At 70.9% G+C, this 15,256-nt stretch carries 12 protein-coding genes; 3 read left to right on the plus strand and 9 right to left on the minus strand.

Annotation, left to right across the window (positions count from 1 at the left end; all coding sequences use genetic code 11):
- Window positions 1-59: 59 nt before the first annotated feature.
- Both LNW72_RS33135 and LNW72_RS33140 read left to right on the plus strand, forming a co-directional pair.
- Complete coding sequence (locus tag LNW72_RS33135; RefSeq protein WP_250978733.1) at window positions 60-698, plus strand: TetR/AcrR family transcriptional regulator; 639 nt, start codon at window positions 60-62, stop codon at window positions 696-698.
- Window positions 699-901: 203 nt separating this feature from the next.
- Window positions 902-1,894 (plus strand): DMT family transporter, encoded by a 993-nt coding sequence (locus tag LNW72_RS33140; RefSeq protein WP_250978734.1) that lies wholly within the window; start codon window positions 902-904, stop codon window positions 1,892-1,894.
- 83 nt (window positions 1,895-1,977) lie between these two features.
- Here LNW72_RS33140 and LNW72_RS33145 read toward each other — a convergent pair whose 3' ends face one another.
- From LNW72_RS33145 to LNW72_RS33180, 8 genes are all read right to left on the minus strand, one after another.
- A complete protein-coding gene (locus LNW72_RS33145; RefSeq protein ID WP_250978735.1) occupies window positions 1,978-3,213 on the minus strand; it encodes an amidohydrolase family protein in 1,236 nt (411 codons plus the stop codon).
- A 110-nt stretch (window positions 3,214-3,323) separates the two neighbouring features.
- Window positions 3,324-4,898 (minus strand): NAD(P)/FAD-dependent oxidoreductase, encoded by a 1,575-nt coding sequence (locus LNW72_RS33150; RefSeq protein WP_250978736.1) that lies wholly within the window; start codon window positions 4,896-4,898, stop codon window positions 3,324-3,326.
- Window positions 4,899-5,191: 293 nt separating this feature from the next.
- Entirely contained in the window at window positions 5,192-6,067 is an 876-nt protein-coding gene (locus tag LNW72_RS33155; protein ID WP_250978737.1) for an ABC transporter ATP-binding protein, read from the minus strand.
- The gene (locus LNW72_RS33160; protein ID WP_250978738.1) at window positions 6,064-7,062 is read right to left on the minus strand and encodes an ABC transporter ATP-binding protein; all 999 of its coding nucleotides are present in this window, start codon (window positions 7,060-7,062) and stop codon (window positions 6,064-6,066) included. The genes LNW72_RS33155 and LNW72_RS33160 overlap by 4 nt, the downstream gene beginning before the upstream one ends.
- Entirely contained in the window at window positions 7,059-7,979 is a 921-nt protein-coding gene (locus LNW72_RS33165; RefSeq protein WP_250978739.1) for an ABC transporter permease, read from the minus strand. Before LNW72_RS33165 ends, LNW72_RS33160 begins: the two co-directional genes overlap by 4 nt.
- A complete protein-coding gene (locus LNW72_RS33170) occupies window positions 7,964-8,908 on the minus strand; it encodes an ABC transporter permease (protein WP_250978740.1) in 945 nt (314 codons plus the stop codon). The genes LNW72_RS33165 and LNW72_RS33170 overlap by 16 nt, the downstream gene beginning before the upstream one ends.
- Entirely contained in the window at window positions 8,905-10,581 is a 1,677-nt protein-coding gene (locus tag LNW72_RS33175) for an ABC transporter substrate-binding protein (RefSeq protein WP_250978741.1), read from the minus strand. The genes LNW72_RS33170 and LNW72_RS33175 overlap by 4 nt, the downstream gene beginning before the upstream one ends.
- 32 nt (window positions 10,582-10,613) lie before the next feature.
- Window positions 10,614-12,125 (minus strand): aldehyde dehydrogenase family protein, encoded by a 1,512-nt coding sequence (locus LNW72_RS33180; RefSeq protein ID WP_250978742.1) that lies wholly within the window; start codon window positions 12,123-12,125, stop codon window positions 10,614-10,616.
- A 638-nt stretch (window positions 12,126-12,763) separates the two neighbouring features.
- On the opposite strand from LNW72_RS33180, the gene LNW72_RS41350 reads away from it, so the two are divergent.
- Window positions 12,764-14,422 carry an endo alpha-1,4 polygalactosaminidase gene (locus tag LNW72_RS41350; protein ID WP_285369853.1) on the plus strand — a complete coding sequence of 553 codons (1,659 nt, stop codon included), beginning with the start codon at window positions 12,764-12,766 and terminating at the stop codon, window positions 14,420-14,422.
- A 237-nt stretch (window positions 14,423-14,659) separates the two neighbouring features.
- Here LNW72_RS41350 and LNW72_RS33195 read toward each other — a convergent pair whose 3' ends face one another.
- Window positions 14,660-14,806: a hypothetical protein gene (locus LNW72_RS33195; protein ID WP_250978743.1), complete on the minus strand. Its 147-nt coding sequence runs from the start codon at window positions 14,804-14,806 to the stop codon at window positions 14,660-14,662.
- Window positions 14,807-15,256: the final 450 nt, after the last annotated feature.

The raw sequence follows: 15,256 nt of genomic DNA on the forward strand, positions 1-15,256 counted from the left end.
GCGCGCGAACCCCCGGGCTTGCTGACACGCCGGTCAGGAACACGGGTAAGGTGTCCCTCGTGGTTCGCAAACAAGTAGTCCTGCGGCGAGAGGAAATCCTCGACGCGACGGTGGAGCAGATCAAGCAGCGCGGCATCGCGACGACGCGCGTCGCGGATGTCGCGGACGCGCTCGGCGTGAGCAGCGGCCTGCTCCACTACCACTTCGCGACGAAGGAACTGCTGGTCGAGGAAGCCTTTTCCTACGCGGCGCAGCGGGAGATGGAAGTCCTGCGGGCCACCGTCGCCCGGTCCTCACCCGCGCTGACGCGCATGAAGGCGCTGCTGCGGCTGTACGCGCCGACGGGACAGGCCGCCGGCTGGCGGCTGTGGATCGACGGCTGGTCGGCCGGTATGCGGGACACGGGACTCCACGACGTCATGCGCACCATGGACGAGGAGTGGAAGTCCGCCATGGTGCAGCTGATCCAGGAGGGGACGGACAGCGGCGAGTTCCGCTGCGCCGACCCGCGGGAGGCCGCCTGGCGGATCACCCTCTTCCTGGACGGGCTCGCGGTGCAGCTCGTCGCCCGGCGCGGCGCCCTGCAGAAGGCGGAGGCCGCGCGCTGGGTGCGCGAGCACGTCGCCGCGCAGCTCGGCATCGACCCGGCGGACCTGGCAGCGCGCCGCGCCGCGCCGCAGCAGCCCGTCACGTCCTGAGACGCGTCCCACCCCGGCTGTCCCACCCCGGCCCTGAGGCGCGGCCCGGCCCCGTCCTGGCCTCGGAGAAGCCTGCCCCCGCGGCACCGAACCGGCCGGCCCGGCGGCTACGTATTGACTGACGTGTCAGTCAATACGTACGCTACCGTGAGCCGGCCCTTCGACGCCCGGACAGCCGTCGGACCCAGCAGAGGGGGGCAACCGTGACCATCACCCAGCGCGCAGTGCGGCTCAACGGCCGCGCGGGTTCGGGGCGGCGCATCGCCATCGCGGCCCTGACCTGCGCCACCGCCGTCTGGGGCTGGAGCTACATGGCGACGGTCTGGCTGCTGCCCGAGATGGGCACGGCGAGCCTGGTCGCGGTCCGCTTCGTGCTCGCCGGTCTCCTCATGGTGGCGGTACGGCCCCGCGCGATCCTCTCGCTCGGCCGCCGCCACACCCTCGCCGGGCTGGGCCTCGCGTTCTTCCTGGGCTCCGGCACACTCCTCCAGGTCCAGGGCCAGCACTACATCCCGGCGTCCCAGTCCGGATTCCTCGTCTCGCTCTTCGTGGTCCTGACGCCGCTGGTGGCACGGATCCTGTTCAGGACCAAGGTGACCAGGGGAGTCTGGGGCGGCGTGGTCGCCGCGACAGCGGGCCTGGCCGTGATCTCCTTCAGCGGGGTCGCGCTGAGCATTGGCAGCTGGCTGACCCTGGCCGCCGCGCTCTCGTACTCGATCCAGGTGTCGCTGCTGTCGGAGTACTCCTCGCCCGACAAGGTGTACGGCCTGGCCACCCTGCAGATCCTCGGCACCGGTCTGATCGCCGCCTGCTGGGCAATACCTGCCGGGATCGACCTTCCGGACACCCCGGCCGGATGGGGCTGGCTCACCTACTCCACCCTCCTGGCGACACTCGGCATGTACGCGGTGCAGACCTGGGCGCAGTCCCGTGTCAGCGCCGCCAGCGCGGCGGTCGTGCTGGCCTGCGAACCGCTGTTCGTGGCCGTCTTCAGCCTGCTCACCGGGTCCTCCCTGGCAGGCCGGACGATCATCGGCGGCGCCCTGATCCTGGTGGCGATGTACCTCGTGGTCTCCGCCGACCGCGCCGTCCCGCCGCCGCTCGCCGACCCGCTCGCGATTCCCGAGCCATCCGCGGCCCCCGGCCACCCGGACCAGGTGGGCCACGCGGACGTGCCCGGACCCCGCGCGCCGTAGAACCCGCCCCAGCAGGTACCGGCGCGCACCCGGACATGGGCCGGCCCGCCGCGGTCGCTCCGCGGCGGGCCGGCCCACCGGGTTCAGCGCCCTGCCGTCAGCTCGTTCCTGACGACCTGCCCACCCTTCATGACGAAGCGGACGTCCGTGAACGCGGCCATGTCGCCGGAGGTCCCGGGCACGGCGATGAGGTCGGCGTACTTGCCCGGCGCGATCGAGCCGATCCGGTCCTCCCAGCCCATGCACTCCGCGCTGGTGAGCGTGGCCGCGCGCAGCGCCCCCAGCGGAGTCATCCCGTAGGCGCACAGGGTGGCGAGCTGACGGGTCTGCAGACCGTGCGGGAAGGCGCCGGCGTCGCTACCGAAGCCGATCTTCACCCCGGCGCGCACCGCCTTGGTGAACGCCTCGCGCTGCGCTTCGGTGGCGTGGTCGTTCTTGGCCTGGGTCTCCTTGTCGAACCCCGCGGCGTCCGCGTTCTCGGCGAGCCAGTCGCTCCACCAGATGTCGGCCGAGAGGTACGTGCCGTGCCGGAGCATGAGCTCGATGCCCTCGTCGTCGAGGTAGCAGCCGTGCTCGATGGAGCGGACGCCGGCCCGGACCGCCCTGTTGATGCCCTCGGTGCCGTGCGCGTGGACGGCGACGTGCGCACCGTAGTACGACGCCTCCTCAACGGCGGCCCGCACCTGCGCCTCCGTGAGCTCCGGGGCGCCGGGGACGGTGCCCGCGGCCATGACGGCACCGGTGCCGATCAGCTTGATCACATCGGCGCCGCCGTGCAGGATCTCCCGGACCCGTTCCCGCGTGTCGTCCACCCCGCGCACGGAGCCGAAGCGGAATTCCCTGGGCAGTTGGACGTCGTGCGCGAGTCCAGTGATCATCCCGCCGCCCGTGGAGGCGGTGACATAGGCGCCGGCGACCGCCATGCGGGGTCCGATGACGGTGCCGTTGTCGATGGCGTCGCGCAGGGCGGTGTCGATGAACGCCCGGTAGGTGCCGAGGTCCCGGACCGTGGTGAAACCTGCCAGCAGCGTGTCGCGCGCATGGCCGATCGACTCGAACGCCTGCTGCGCGGCACTCTGCTTGATCTCCTGTGCGGGATCGCCGCAGGCGGCGATGCCGATCAGGTGGGTGTGCAGATCGACCAGGCCGGGGCTGAGCGAGGCATCCCCCAGATCGATGACCTCCACTCCTTCGGGAACCCCCGCCGCGGCGGGCCGCACCGCGGTGATCCGCTCCCCTTCCACCAGGACGATCCGGTCGGTGAGCACCTCACCTGCTTCGACATCGAACATGCGGGCGCATCGCAGTGCGAGGGCCATCAGTCCTCCTCGACGGGTCGGTCTCGCGGCCGGGACGGTCCGGGCCGCGCGGGGCACGGTCCGGATCGCCCCGGCCGGGCTTCCTCAAGTCGCCACGGATCCGGGGCGGTTCACTGTTCCAGCACGGCCATGGCCGCGTTGTGGCCGGGGATCCCGCTCACCCCGCCGCCCCGCACCGCGCCGGCGCCGCAGAGCAGCACGTTCTGATGCGCGGTCTCGACTCCCCAGCGGCCGGTGCTCCTGGACTCGTCGATGAACGGAAAGGCCAGCGACCGGTGGAAGATGTTCCCCCGGGGCAGCCGCAATTCGCGCTCCAGGTCCAGCGGGGTCTTGGCCTCGACACACGGCCGGCCGTCGCCGTCGAGCGCCAGGCAGTCGGCGATCGGCTCGTCCAGCACCGCGTCGAGTTCCGCGAGCGCCGCCTTGAGCAGGGCCTCGCGCTTCGCGTCGTTGCCCTCGGCGAACAGCCGCGCGGGGGTGTGGAGCGCGAACATCGTCAGCGTCTGGTAGCCGCGCTCGACCAGTTCCGGGGCGAGGATGGTCGGGTCGGTGAGCGAGTGACAGTAGATCTCCGAGGGCGGCGCGGACGGCAGCGCGCCCCCGGCGGCCTCCCGGTAGGCCGTCTCCAGCTGACCGTAGCCCTCGGCGATGTGGAAGGTGCCGGAGAACGCCTCGCGCGGGTCGATGGAGGTGTCGCGCAGCCGCGGCAGTCGGCTCAGCAGCATGTTGACCTTGAGCTGGGCGCCCTCGGCCCGTTCGCCGGCCGGCTCGTCGCCGATGAGTTCGGCGAGGACCTCGGGGGAGGCGTTCACCAGGACCTTGCGGGCCGCGACGCTGCCCTCGCCGGCCTCGGTCCGGTAGGCGACCACGGAGTGCGGTTCGCCGGGCTCGATGCGCAGGGCCTCGTGGCCGGTGACGATCTCGGCCCCCGCGGTGCGGGCGGCGAGGGCCAACGCGTCGGTGAACGCCCCCATGCCGCCGATCGGGACGTCCCAGTCTCCCGTGCCCCCGCCGATGACGTGGTACAGGAAGCAGATGTTCTGCGCGAGCGACTCGTCGTGCGCGGTGCTGAACGTGCCGATGAGTGCGTCGGTCAGCACCACACCGCGCACCAGGTCGTCGCGGAAGCGCTCCTCGATCGTCACGCCCAGCGGCTGTTCGAAGAGCATGTTCCAGGTGGCGTCGTCACCGATCCGGGCGCGCAGTGCGGCACGGGTGGGCAGCGGCTCGGTGAGCGTCGGGAAGATGCTGCCGGCGACGTTCCTGGTCGTCGCGTAGAAGTCCTCCCACGCCGCGTAGTCGGCGTCGGATCCCGTGAGGGCGCGGAAGGAGGCGCGCGTGCGTTCCCTGCCTCCGCCGACGAACAGTCCGGTGGCCCGGCCGTCGCGCACCGTGGGTGTGTACGAGGAGACCGAACGCTTCCGCACGGCGAAATTCAGCCCGAGGTCGTCGACGATCTTCGACGGCAGGAGCGAGACGAGGTAGGAGTAGCGGGACAGGCGCGCGTCCACACCGGGAAACGCCCGGGTCGAGACGGCTGCGCCGCCCGTGACGTCAAGGCGTTCCAGGACGAGTACGGAGCGTCCGGCCCGTGCGAGGTAGGTGGCGGCGACGAGCCCGTTGTGACCACCACCGACGATGACGACGTCGTAGACGTCTCTGGAGACTTCGGCTTGTACTGGCATGACTCTTGGTAACACGTTCCCTTCGGATACTGCAATGGATTCTTCTCTATCCTGACTCGTTAAGCAGGATGGAGGTTGCCGTGGTTAATGCGTGAGTGCTCGGTAATGCCAGTTCGCCGGCCATCGAACCGCTCGATTGTCGAGCGTGAACACCTTCGTTGGGTGAGAAGATGTCGCATGATATTGACTGACGCAGCAGTCAAGAAAAGTGGATTCCTTCCTCGTGGTGCGCCGTTGGCACCCGCTGCGGGAGCCCGGCCGGAAGGGACTGGGCCGCGCGGCCGCGCCGCGCGTCACGCCGAGGTGTGCTCCGTTCTCTCCTTGCTGTCCGGTACGGCCGGGGCGTCCGAGATCAGAGGCGCCCCGATGCGCCGCTGCCGGGGCGAGATGGCCGGCACCGCGCCCAGCAGGCGCCGGGTGTACTCGTGCCGGGGACGGCTGGTGACCTGTTCCGCGGTGCCCCGTTCCACGACGGTGCCGCGCAGCAGCACGTCGACCTCGTCGCTGATCCGGCGGACCACCTCGAGGTCGTGTGTGATGAACAGGTACGACAGCCCGCGCCGCCGTTGCAGGTCCAGCAGCAGGTTGAGGATCTGTGCCTGGACGGACACGTCGAGCGCGGAGGTGGGCTCGTCGCAGATGACCAGTTCCGGGTCGGTGGCCACGGCGCGTGCGATGCAGACGCGCTGCCGCTGGCCGCCGGAGAACCGGTGCGGGTAGGCGTCGGGATCGACTCCCTCCATGCCGACGGAGTCCAGCAGTTCGCGCACCCGTGCGGCGCCGTCCCGCCGGTAGAGCCCGTGGGCGCGCAGCGGCTCCGCGACGACCTCACCGATCGTCAGCCGGGGATCGATCGACTCGTAGGGGTCCTGGAAGACCATCCCGACGCTGTGGCGGAACGCGCGCCGGGCCCGGCGGCCCCGGACCGGCTCGCCGCGGAAGCGCACGGAGCCGCTGTCCGGGCGTTCCAGGCCGATGATGACCCGCGCCAGCGTGGATTTCCCCGAGCCTGATTCCCCCACGACGCTCACCGTGCGGCCCGCCTCGATCCGCAGGTCCACCGCGTCGAGGGCGGTGTACCGGCCGTACCGTTTGGTGATGCCCGTCGCCTCCAGCAACGGCGCGCCCACCGCCGGTGCGGCTCCCTCCAGCGGTTCGGTTCCCGTCATCGGACGACCTCCAGCCGGTGGCAGGCGGCGACATGGTCCGCGGCCAGTCGGCGCGGCTCGGGGAGGTCGGTGCGGCAGCGGCTGTCGGCCAGCGGGCAGCGGGTGTGGAAGGGGCAGCCCGGGGGAGCGCCGCCGACCGGCGGACTGCCCGGGATCGTGGTGAAGGGCTCCTTCGGCCCGGCGTCGCGACCGCTGCGGAAACACTGGAGCAACGCCTCGGTGTACGGGTGGCGGGCGCCCTCGAAGAGGGTGAGCACATCGGTGTGCTCGACCAGCCGGCCGCCGTAGAGCACGGCGACGTGGTCGGCGATCTCCGCGACGACCGACATGTCGTGGGTGATCCACAGGACCGTGAGTCCGTACTCCTGCTGGAGCCGGCTGACCAGGCCGAGGATCTCGGCCTGCACCGTCACGTCCAGCGCTGTCGTCGGCTCGTCGGCGATCAGCAGTTGCGGGTGGAAGGCCAGGGCCATCGCGATGATCACGCGCTGGCGCATGCCGCCGGAGAGCGCGTGGGGATAGAGCCGGGCCACCCGGTCGGGGTCGGGGATACCGACATCCTCCAGGCCCCGGCGGGCCAGCACGGCGGCTTCGGCGCGCCCCGCCCCGTTGCGGACCTGGTGGACCTCCGCGATCTGCCGGCCCACGCGCATCACGGGGTTGAGGGCGGCGGAGGCGTCCTGGGCCAGATAGGCCGCGGTGCGGCCCCTCGCCTCGCGCAGGGCCTTGCCGCCGAGGGCCGTCAGCTCGACGTCCCCGACCCGGACGGAGCCCCCGGTGATCCGCGCGCCCGCCGGCAGGATGCGCCCCGCGGCCAGGGCCAGCGTGGACTTGCCGGACCCGGACTCGCCGACCAGGGCGGTGGTGGTACCGGCCGGCACCTGGAGCGAGACGTCCCGCAGGGCGTGGAAGTCCCCGTAGGCGACGCTGAGGCCGTCGATCGTGACCTCGCTGCCGAGACTGCGGACGGCGGTTGCCTCCGAGGTGGTGGTCATGGCGTCTCCGATGCGGCGCGGGGATCGATGGCGGTCCTGATGAGGTCGACCAGCAGGTTCGCCGTCACGACCAGAGTCGCGGCGACGATCACCGTGCCGGTGAGCAGCGGACGGTCGAGGGCGGCGAACGCCTCGGTCTGCATCTGGCCGATGCCGGGCCAGCCGAAGATCGTCTCGACGAAGACGACACCGGAGAGGAAGACCGCCACGTCCATGCCGAGCAGGGTCAGCACCGGCGACGCGGTGTTGCGCAGCACATGGCGGACGACGATGCGCCGGCGGCTGAGTCCCTTGGCCACGGCCGTGCGGACGTAGGCGGAGGAGAGGGCCTCGCGGGTGCTGTCGCGGACGACGTTCGCGTAGTAGGGGGCGCCCAGGATTCCGAGCGTCAGCGCCGGGAGCACGATCTGTGGCGCGCCGGTGCCGCCGTCGATCGGGAAGATCGGCACCTGGTAGCCGAAGAGGAGCAGCAGCAGGAAGCCCAGCGAGAACACCGGCATCGACAGCAGGCCGACGTTGACGGTCACCAGCAGCCAGCTGCGCCGGGGCCGCAGGGCCTCCCACAGTCCCCACAGGCCGCCCAGGACGAGCTCGACCAGGAGCGCGGCGGCGGCGAGGACCGCGGTGGCGGGAAGCCGTTCGAGGATCAGGGAGAGGACCGGGCGCTTGTTGGAGTAGGAGGTGCCCAGGTCGCCGGTGGCCACCGAAGTGAGGTAGTGGCCGAGTTGGGACCAGAGCGGGGTGTCGAGGCGGAGCCGGTCGCGGATCTCGGCGAGGACCTCCGGGCTGGCCTTCGGCCCGGCGATGCTGCGGGCGGGGTCGCCGGGGACGACGTACTGCAGGACGAAGGTGAGCAGGACCACCGCCGTGACGGTGAGCAGGCCCAGCAGGATGCGTATGCCTATGCGTCGAGCCATGAGCGTCGCTCCGAGAGTGGGTTGCGGCGGTTGAGCCCCTCGGCGATCAGAACGAACGTCAGGACCGTCGCGATGACGAGGACGAGGGGGACGAACAGGGTGTGCGGGGCGTAGGTCATGCTGTCGGAGCCGTCGGCGAGCATGTTGCCGAGCTCCGGGGTCGGCGGCTGGATGCCGGCGCCCAGGTACGACAGGCCCGCTCCGACGACCACGACGGCAGCCCCGTTGAGTGCCGCGACGTTGAGCAGGATGGTGGACAGGTGCGGCAGCACGTGGCGGCGCAGTGTGGTGTGCCGGCTCACCCCGTGGGCGAGAGCTGCCTCGACGTACCCGCGGCTGCGCAGCCGCACCGTCTCGCCGTGGACCAGTCGCGCGGTCCAGGCCCAGTACAGGGCGGTGACGACGATGATGATGCCGGTGGTGCCGCGACCGACGATGCTCGCCAGCGCCAGGCCGGACAGCACCGTGGGAATGGACAGGAAGACGTCGACGAGGCGCATCAGGCCCTGCTCGATCCAGCCCCGGTAGAAGCCGGCGACGAGTCCGACCAGGGCGCCCAGGCCGACGGAGGTGATGTTGGCGATCAGGGCGATCGTCAAAGTGGCCCGCAGCCCGTACAGCGTCCGGGCGAGCATGTCGCGGCCGATCGCGTCGGTGCCCAGTGGGTGGCCGGGCGCACCGAGGCCGCTGGGCAGGCCGTTGGCGGTGAGGCTGTCGGTGTGGATCGTGTAGGGCGATCCGGCCAGCGGGGCGAGCAGTGCCAGCAGGCACAGCGCACCGAGCAGGCACAGGCCGGTGAGCCACAGCCGGCTCCCCTTCACCCGGGCGGTGCGGGGCGCGGCGGACGTGGCCCCTGGAGCGCCGCCGTGTCCGGGAGGGAGTGCCCCGGTGCGGGCGGGCGGCTGCGTGCGGATCGGAAGAGTGCTCATCGTTTCACCCACAGCCGGTCGTAGTAGGTGCCGGTCTCACCGCGCATCTGGTAATTGCGGATCTCCGGCGCGCGTGCGGCGAGGAAGTTCATGCTCCCGACGAAGACTCCGGACGCGTCGCGGACGAGTTCGTCCTCGACCTCGGCGAGGAGCGAGTTGGCGGCCTCCACGGAGCGCGCCTTCCGCGCTTTGACGGTGAGCGCGTCCACGCGGGGGTTCGCGTACCCGCCGTAGTTGTAGGCGGCGTCCGAGGTGAAGATGGAGGAGACGAGTTCGAGGGCGCTGTTCAGGGTGATGTACAGGTGCGAACCGTAGAGATCGCCCTCGCCCTTGGACGTGGCCAGCTCGAAGGCGGGCTGGCTCATGGCGTTCAGGCTGATCTCCACGCCCACCGCCTCGAACTGCTGCTGGAGGACCTGCCCGAGCAGCGGCCAGGGATCCTGGGTGCCGTGCAGGAAGTTCAGCCGGAGCTTGCTGATCCCCGCCTCCCGGAGCAGGGCGCGGGCCCGTTCCGGATCGTGGGTGTACGGCTTCGCCGTGCGCCGGTAGCGGTCCAGCTTCTTCGGGAAGGGCGAGCCCCACGGGTCCGCCAGGCCGAAGGTGAGCCGCATGAGCTGCTCCCTGTCGACCGCCCAGTTCAGGGCCTGCCGGACGCGCGGGTCGCGCAGTTCCCTGCGCTTGAGGTTGACCGAGAGCCACTGCGTTCCGTTGACCGGGACGGGTTGCACGAAACGCTCGCGCATCGACGCGTCGGCGGTGAATCTGGCCGCCTGGCTGGCCACCAGCCCCTCACCGAGCACGTCGACCCTGCCCCCGATGATCTGCAGCGTCTGCAGGGGGTAGCCGATGCCCCACCGGTACTCCAGGGTGTCGATGATCGGGGTGCCGGGCCAGAAGTACCGGTCGAAGGGCTCGAAGACCGCTCGCCGGGCCTTGCTGTCGTAGCGGGTGATGCGCATCGGGCCGCTGCCGACCGGGGTGCGGCCGAACTCGGCGCCGAGGCGGCGGACCTCCTCACCCGGGAGGGCGGCGGTGTACGGCATGCACAGCAGCGCGGGAAAGAGCACGTCGGGCTCGGTGAGCTGGACCCGCAGGGTGTGGGGGTCCGGGGCGCTGAGCCCGCGGATCTGCTGGGCCTTCTTGCCGTTGACCGCCTCGGCGCCCTCGATCCCGAAGAGGTAGCTCGACGCCCAGGAGGCGAGCTCGGGGTCCATCAGCCGCGTCCAGGTGTAGATGTAGTCCGCGGCGACCACCGGACGGCCGTTGTGGAAGAGCACGTCCGCTCGCAGCGGGATGGTGTACACCCTGCCGTCGGCGGACACCTCCGGCGGTCCGGCCGCGGCGTGCGGGGCGGGACCGCCGTACTGGCCGGCGAACTGGTAGAGCGGGGCGTACAGCACCGTCGAGATGGCCTCCCAGCTGTGCAGGTCCCAGCCGACCGCCGGATCGTAGGACTGCGCCTCGTCCGACCAGGCCGTGATCACCTTGCCGCCGCGCCGCGCACCGGCCGGATCGCCCGGTCCCGGCGCCCACCGCCGCACGTCGGCCGGGATCCTCGCGGAGGCGGGCGGGGTCGGATCGCCGCCGCAGCCGCTCAGCAGTGCGGTGGCGGCTCCTGCGGCTCCGGCGGCCAGGACCAGCCGCCGGGTCGGTTCGTCGTGTGGTCCGGCCATGGGTGTCCTCTCGTGGAACCGAGCCGATTCCGTCACCATTGGATGGTCTTCGTCTCCGTGAATTCGTGCAGGCCCGCCGTACCCAGTTCGCGGCCGATCCCGGACTGCTTGTAGCCGCCGGTGGGGGCGAGCACGTTGAACTGCCCGGAATTCACGGTCACCAGCCCGGCCCGGATCTGCCGGGCGAACCGCTCCGCGCGGAGCCGGTCCGTGCACCACACGGCTCCCGCGAGTCCGTAGATCGAGTCGTTGGCGATCCGGACCGCCTCCTGTTCGTCCCGGTAGCGCAGGAAGCACACCACCGGGCCGAAGATCTCCTCACGGGCGATCACCATGTCGTTGGTGACGTCGGCGAAGACCGTGGGGAGGATCCAGTGGCCCGCGCCCAGGCCGGCGGGCGTACGGTCCGGCGGCGGCTTGCCGCCGATCACCAGGCGGGCCCCTTCCGCCACCCCCTGCTCGATGTGGGCCAGTACACCGGCGTACTGCCGGGGGGTGGCGACCGGGCCGAGATGGTCACCGGCGACAGCCGGGTCGCCGAGTTCCCAGCGCCCGGCCTCCTCGGCGGCGAGGGCGACCGCCCGGTCGTACACCGCGTCGGGAACCAGCACGCGGCTGCAGGCGGTGCAGGTCTGCCCCGAGTTGTAGAAGGCGTCGGAGAGCGCCATCCGTACCGCGCCCTCGAGGTCCTGGACCGTCGTGCCGTCCGGTTCGTCGACGAGGATCACCCGGGCGGACTTCCCGCCGAGCTCCAGACCGACGCGCTTGACGGTGCCCGCCGCGGACGCGGCGACCGAACGGCCCGCCCCGGTGGACCCGGTGAACGACACCGCGTCGACGTCGGAGTGGGAGGAGAGCGCCGCTCCCACCACCGCCCCCGACCCGGTGACGAGGTTGAACACCCCGCCGGGCACGCCGAGCGCGGGACAGGCCTCGGCGAAGATCCCGGCGAGGAGGAAGGCGTTCAGCGGAGCGTCGCAGCTCGGCTTGAGGACGACCGTGCAACCGGCGGCCAGCGCCGCGGCGACCTTGGCCGCGATGAGGTAGAGCGGGTAGTTCCACGGGGTGATGGCGGCGACGACGCCCACCGGCTCCTGGACGATCTGGGACGTTCCGATGCGCTGTTCCCACGCGTGGTCGGCGAGGAGGTCGGCGTAGGACTGGAACACCTCGGCCGCCAGCCGCGTCTGCACGTGCAGGGCGTTGTCGACCGGGGCACCCATCTCGGCGCTGATCACCGCGGCGAACTCCGCCTCGCGGTCCAGAATCCCCCTGGCCACCGCAGCGAGCAGCTCCCGCCGGGTACCGGCGTCCGCCGCGGACCACGCCGGGAACGCCGCACGGGCGGCGGCCACCGCCGCGGACACGTCCTCCGGCGTACCCTGCGGTACGCGGCCCACCGCCTCGCGGCCGGTCGGGTCGGCCACCACCGTGTGCGGCCCGCCGGGCCCGCAGGCGGGGGGCTGCCACGCACCGCCGATCCAGAAGTGCCGACGCTCGGTGTCGAGGCGGCTTCTGATGTGGTGGGTGACCGGATGACCCATGGTCGTGCTCCTCAAAGGCGACTGGGGTTCGGTGGGCAGCCGCGCGCGGGGACCGAAAGGACGGCATACGCCTGGCTGGTTTCGAACGGTAGGCCGCTACTGACTCGAGAGTCAATAGAGAGAGGCCAAATACTGACTCTGGAATCAGCATCTGAGGGCGCCGGGTGCTGTCGATCGGCGGGGCGAGGCCGATGCCGGATCCCGGGCGCGGGCGAGGCGGGCAGCGGTGACGCGCCGGGCGGTTCCATCCGAACGGCGCGGGCGACCCTCAGGCCCTTCCAACGTCAGTTCTACGCCCCCGCGCCGACTTAAACCCTAGGGAATCACCCTAAAACGCGCCACGGGGCGTCGGCGGCGCACCGCGCACCGCTGACGCGTACATCCATCGCGATCATTGACTCGTCGCCGTCACGGCCCTTAACTTCGGCGGCAAGCCAGAGGCTCAACCCCTCTGAGCTGAAGAGGTGTGCCCAGCCGGTAGCGGGTGTTTCTGTCCGAAGCCCGGCCCGAGTCGCCAGGATCCTTGACGGGTATTCCGAGGCGGGGACTCACTCACGATCTCCCGGAGATCACGTATGTCCGTCGACTACGCCAACCCCATTCTGCGCAGATGCCTTTCGCTGGTCACTCTCGTGGCCATGGCATGCACGCTGCCCCTGTTCGCCGAGTCCGCTCAGGCGGCGGTGGCCAAGACGCTGCCACCCGTCGCAGGCGGCTTCGACTACCAGATCGGCGCTCCCTACGCGCCGGCGGCCGGAGTCAAGATCGTCAGCCGGGACCACGCGGCGAACCCCGTGCCCAACCTGTACAACGTCTGCTACATCAACGCGTTCCAGACGCAGCCCGGTGCGAGTGGCGACTGGGCCGAGAACCTCATGCTCCACACCACGCCGAACGGTCCGAAGGTGGAGGACCCCGACTGGCCGGGGGAGTACATGCTCGACGTACGCACCCCGGCCAATCGTGCGGCGATCCTCGAGCAGGTCAAGGTGTGGATCAATGAGTGCGCCGCGAAGGGCTTCGACGCGATCGAGCCGGACAACTACGACCACTACACCCGGTCCGACGGCCTGATCGACCCGAAGGACTCCGAGGAGTACATGAAACTCCTCGTCCAGTACGCGCACTCGAAGAATCTGGCCATCGCGCAGAAGAACACCCTGGAACTCGCCGGCGATGCCGCTTCCCTCGGCCTGGACTTCGCCATCGTCGAAGAGTGCGGTGTCATCTGGCCCGGCAGCAGTACGCCGGAATGCCCCGAATACTATGCGGCGTTCGGCAACCGCATCATCGACATCGAGTACACCGATGCGGGCATGGCCCGCGCCTGCAAGGCGTACTCCAGCGTGTTCAGCATCGTGCAGCGCGATGTGCAGGTCACCGCGGGCGGGACGCGTAAGACCTGCCCCGGTGGCGGTTCCACCGACACGCAGGCGCCGAGTGTTCCCTCGGGTCTGTCGGCGACCGGGTCCACCGGTAGCAGTGTGTCGTTGTCCTGGTCGGCTTCGACCGACAACGTGGGTGTCGCGGGGTATGACGTGTACCGCAACGGCACCAAGGTCGGCAGCGCGTCGGGTACTTCGTACACCGACTCGGGCCTGACGGCGGCCACCACCTACCAGTACCAGGTGAAGGCGAGGGACGCGGCCGGCAACGTCTCGGCCGGATCGACCACCGTCAGCAAGGCGACGACGAGCAGTGCTTCCACCGACACGCAGGCGCCGAGTGTTCCCTCGGGTCTGTCGGCGACCGGGTCCACCGGTAGCAGTGTGTCGTTGTCCTGGTCGGCTTCGACCGACAACGTGGGTGTCGCGGGGTATGACGTGTACCGCAACGGCACCAAGGTCGGCAGCGCGTCGGGTACTTCGTACACCGACTCGGGCCTGACGGCGGCCACCACCTACCAGTACCAGGTGAAGGCGAGGGACGCGGCCGGCAACGTCTCGGCCGGATCGACCACCGTCAGCAAGGCGACGACGAGCAGCAGCCCGCAGGGCGGTTGCACCGCGACGCTCGTGGTGACCGACTCCTGGACCGGCGCCTTCGACGCCGAAGTCCGGGTGAAGAACACGGGCAGCGCGGCGACGCGCTCCTGGAAGGTCACGTGGACCTGGCCCGGTAGCCAGAAGGTCACCGAGTCGTGGGACACCAAGCTCACGCAGAGCGGATCCGCCGTCACGGCGACCAACGACGCCTACAACGGCGTCATCGCCCCGGCCGGCACCAAGGCCCTGGGCCTCACGGCCTCCAGCAGTGTCCCGTCCGTCCTCCCCACGGTGACCTGCGCCGCGAGCTGACCGGGTTTCATCCGGTGACCCAGGCTTCCTGGGACGGAACGGTGCAGAGCATCCGTCGCCGTTCCGTCCCGGGAGCTAGGGCCTGTCGTCTGGATCTCCGCGGCGTCGCGGTGTCCAGCACGCACATCTGCCGCGTTGTCGTCGGTCGACGACGCTCCGCGTCGCCTCCCTCCTCCGCCTTGCAGCTGCACGCACCGGACACCGCTCCTTCCCCCACGGAGATCCAGACGACAGACCCTAGGCCCGTTCGGTGAAGTGAGCGATCGTCACATGCCCATCGCCACAGTCGGCGTTGCGCACCACCACGGTTGCCCGCACCCCGATGCGAGCATCTGGCGTGCACACTTCCGAGCGCGCTTCAACCGGCTCGATCGTGGTCGTCACGGGCGGTGACGCGACAGCGCGGCGCCGCGAACGGTCGCGTCGGCACAGCGCGGACCCTCGTCATCCGGGGCGGTGACAGGCGACGTTCCCACAGGCCACGGCTCTGTGGTGCGGCCGGGTCGCTCGCCGGTCACGGCGGCGGACCGGTGCGAATCGCCGTCTTCCGGTGGCCGGCAGGGCGGGTGCGTCACCGCGGTGGTGGACGTGGGAAGCGGCCGGGTGTCGCGCTCAGTAGCGAAGAGGGGAGGGGAGAACGGGACTGCGGCACACACTGCCTTGGCGGAGCGGAGGGCGACTCCTACGATGTGCGGGATCGCTCCCACCCCCCGTGGTGGGAGATCGCCACAGCCTGTGCGGACTCCCCCCACTGTGTCCCCGGGCCGGTGGCGATGGAGTGGCGGCCGTTCCCCGAAGCGGTTCCCCCGATTGCTCGGGCCCCGGCCGCCCTCC

Origin of the sequence: Streptomyces sp. RKAG293 (genome assembly GCF_023701745.1) — a bacterium.
In the GTDB taxonomy this organism is placed as follows: Bacteria; Actinomycetota; Actinomycetes; order Streptomycetales; family Streptomycetaceae; genus Actinacidiphila.

Bases quoted from the DNA above. Each gene is read 5' to 3' on its own strand.
- LNW72_RS41350 (WP_285369853.1), top strand. From the start codon at position 12,764: ATGGCATGCACGCTGCCCCTGTTCGCCGAGTCCGCTCAGGCGGCGGTG.
- LNW72_RS33180 (WP_250978742.1), bottom strand. From the start codon at position 12,125: ATGGGTCATCCGGTCACCCACCACATCAGAAGCCGCCTCGACACCGAG.
- LNW72_RS33170 (WP_250978740.1), bottom strand. From the start codon at position 8,908: ATGAGCACTCTTCCGATCCGCACGCAGCCGCCCGCCCGCACCGGGGCA.
- LNW72_RS33155 (WP_250978737.1), bottom strand. From the start codon at position 6,067: ATGACGGGAACCGAACCGCTGGAGGGAGCCGCACCGGCGGTGGGCGCG.
- LNW72_RS33145 (WP_250978735.1), bottom strand. From the start codon at position 3,213: ATGGCCCTCGCACTGCGATGCGCCCGCATGTTCGATGTCGAAGCAGGT.
- LNW72_RS33165 (WP_250978739.1), bottom strand. From the start codon at position 7,979: ATGGCTCGACGCATAGGCATACGCATCCTGCTGGGCCTGCTCACCGTC.
- LNW72_RS33160 (WP_250978738.1), bottom strand. From the start codon at position 7,062: ATGACCACCACCTCGGAGGCAACCGCCGTCCGCAGTCTCGGCAGCGAG.
- LNW72_RS33175 (WP_250978741.1), bottom strand. From the start codon at position 10,581: ATGGCCGGACCACACGACGAACCGACCCGGCGGCTGGTCCTGGCCGCC.
- LNW72_RS33150 (WP_250978736.1), bottom strand. From the start codon at position 4,898: ATGCCAGTACAAGCCGAAGTCTCCAGAGACGTCTACGACGTCGTCATC.